This window comes from Mesorhizobium sp. M7A.F.Ca.CA.001.10.2.1 (genome assembly GCF_003998575.1).
Taxonomy (GTDB): Bacteria; Pseudomonadota; Alphaproteobacteria; order Rhizobiales; family Rhizobiaceae; genus Mesorhizobium.
The window spans coordinates 1-2,734 of sequence record NZ_RZQY01000745.1 but is presented as its reverse complement, the minus strand read 5'-3'; the positions used below and the strand labels follow the sequence as shown (position 1 = coordinate 2,734).

3 protein-coding genes are annotated in these 2,734 nt (G+C 58.9%); all 3 read left to right on the top strand.

What is annotated here, in order from left to right:
- Nucleotides 1-105 precede the first annotated feature (105 nt).
- Nucleotides 106-1,047 carry an alpha-E domain-containing protein gene (locus EN964_RS31040; protein WP_027036710.1) on the top strand — a complete coding sequence of 314 codons (942 nt, stop codon included), beginning with the start codon at nt 106-108 and terminating at the stop codon, nt 1,045-1,047.
- Between the two features lie 85 nt (nt 1,048-1,132).
- Complete coding sequence (locus EN964_RS31035; protein ID WP_127273300.1) at nt 1,133-1,927, top strand: transglutaminase family protein; 795 nt, start codon at nt 1,133-1,135, stop codon at nt 1,925-1,927.
- Nucleotides 1,928-2,059: 132 nt separating this feature from the next.
- A partial coding sequence (locus EN964_RS31030) for a peptidase (RefSeq protein WP_127277172.1) occupies nt 2,060-2,734 on the top strand: 675 nt, incomplete at its 3' end.

Genomic DNA, 2,734 nt, shown 5'->3' with positions numbered 1-2,734 from the left:
AAATGCTACGTTCCATGATCAGGAGTTTGCAACAAAAATCATGAAGCTGATTTTCCCCTATTCGCTACTCACTATTCGCTATTCGCTCGAAATCGGGGCACGATGATGCTTCTCGGCCGCACCGCCAACGGGCTTTACTGGATGAATCGCTATATCGAGCGGGCGGAGAACATGGCGCGCTTGGTCGATGCCGGTTTGCGCATGGCGCTGACTCGTACCCAGAGTGCCTCGGAAGAGTGGAATTCGGTGCTGCTCAGCGCCGGTTCCGACGTCACCTTCAGCCAGAAATATTCTGACTATACCGCGGCCAACGTCGCCGACTTCCTGTTGCGCGACACGTCGAACCCGTCGAGCACGATGGCGTCGATCGAGACGGCCCGCAACAATGCCCGCATGGTGCGTACCGCGCTGACGCGCGAAACCTGGGAAAGCATCAACGAAGCCTGGATGTCGCTGAAGCGGATGCTGGCCAAGCCGATCGACGAGCGCGACCTGCCCAGCGTACTCGACGCCATCAAGCGCGAGACGGCGCTGATCCGCGGCTCGTTCTACGGCACCATGCTGCGCAACGAGATCTTCGACTTCTCGCAGCTCGGCACTTATGTCGAGCGCGCGGACAACACGGCGCGCATCCTCGACGTGAAATATTATGTGCTGCTGCCGTCGATCTCCTGGGTCGGCTCGACGCTCGACAATTATCAGTGGGAATCGATCCTGCGTTCGGTCTCGGCGCATCGCTCCTATCGCTGGGTCTACGACGCCGATTACAAGCCGACCAACATTGCCGATTATCTGATCCTCAATGTCCGCATGCCGCGCTCGCTGATGTTCTGCTATCGCTTCCTGTCGGAGCATCTGAAATTCCTCGGCGACGATTACGGCGAGCGCCATGCCTGCCACGCAACGGCCGAGAAGACGCAGACAATGCTGAGAGCCGGGTCGATCAAGGGCATATTCGACGCCGGCCTGCATGAATTCCTTGCCAATTTCATTCGCGACAACACCAAACTGGGCGAAGAGATCGCACAAGATTATCGGTTCAATTGAGCATGGTCCCGAAAGGTGGGAGCCGGTTTTCTCAGACAAATGAAACCGTTTGTCCGGAGATCGTGCTCACAAACGGAATAGAAGCATGCGGCTGAAGATCACCCATCGGACCGAATACCGCTACGACGCGCCGGTGCACTATCTGTTGCAGCGGCTGCGGCTGCTTCCGGTCAGCGGGTCGACGCAGACCGTTCTGTCCTGGGCCTTGACCATCGAAGGCGCGCGCGAAGAAGTTCGCTTTGTCGACCATTTCGGCAATGACACAAGGCTGCTAAGCGTCGAGGGCGAGCGCGACTTCATCACGGTGGAAGCATCAGGCGAAGTGGTGACACGCGACACCGCGGGTGTCTCGGGGCCGCACCAGGGCTTTACGCCGCTCTGGCTGTACAGCCATGAGACGCCATTGACGGTGATCGGCAGCGGTATCCGCGAACTCGCCGCATCGGTCGGCAAGGGCAGCGACATCGAAAGGCTGCACCGGCTGATGGCTGTCATCGGCGAGCGCGTTGTCTACACGCCCGGCACCACCAGTGCGACGACGCCGGCGGAGGAAGCCTTGGCGCTGAAAACCGGGGTCTGCCAGGATCATACCCATATCTTTGCCGCCGCGGCGCGTGCCATGGGCTTTCCGGCCCGCTATGTCAGCGGCTATCTGATGCTGGAAGCCACGGTCGAGCAGGCGGCCAGCCATGCCTGGGCCGAGGCGCATGTTTCGGGTCTCGGCTGGGTTGCCTTCGATGCCGCCAATGGCATTTCACCCGACGAGCGTTATGTAAAGGTGGCAACGGGCCGCGATTACCGCGACGCCACGCCGGTGTCGGGAATTCGGCTGGGACAGGCGGAAGAACAGCTTGCGGTCACCGTCACGGTGGAGCAGTAATCCTCGCAAGATTGCTGCCGAGCGATTCATCGTTTCAAGGAAACGCCGAACCGCTCTATCCCCTTGTTTTAACGCAATTCCGGACGGAAAACCGCTTCACACTTTTCCTGGAATTGCTCTAGAAGAGATTCCATGACCTATTGCGTTGGCCTGAAGATCGATCGCGGGCTCGTGTTCATGTCGGACACGCGTACCAATGCAGGCATGGATTCCATCTCCACCTTTCGCAAGATGCATGTCTGGGAAGAGCCGGGCGAGCGCGTCATCGTTTTGATGTCGGCGGGCAATCTGGCGACGACGCAGGCCGTGGTCAGCCTGCTCGACGAGCGCACCAAGGCGATCTCCGAAAGACATTCCACGCTGCTCGAAACGCCGTCGATGTACCAAACGGTCCGCATTGTTGGCGACACGGTCAAGGAGGTCATCGCCAATTCGTCATCCGCTGGCGAGAAGGCGGATTCCTATTTCAATGCGTCCTTCATCCTCGGCGGTCAGATCAAGGGCAGCGAGCCGCGCCTGTTCATGATCTATCCCGAAGGCAATTTCATCGAATCGACCGATGACACGCCGTTTTTCCAGATCGGCGAGACCAAATACGGCAAGCCGATCATCATCCGCGCCTACGAAAAGACGATGAGCCTCGCCGAGACGGTGAAGCTGCTTTTGGTGTCGTTCGATTCGACGTTGAAGTCGAACCTGTCCGTCGGCTTGCCGCTCGACCTGCTGTTCCTGGAGAAGGACGCCTTCAAGGTCGGATTGAAGAAGCGGATCGGCCAGGACGACCAGTATTACCGCACGATCTCCGAC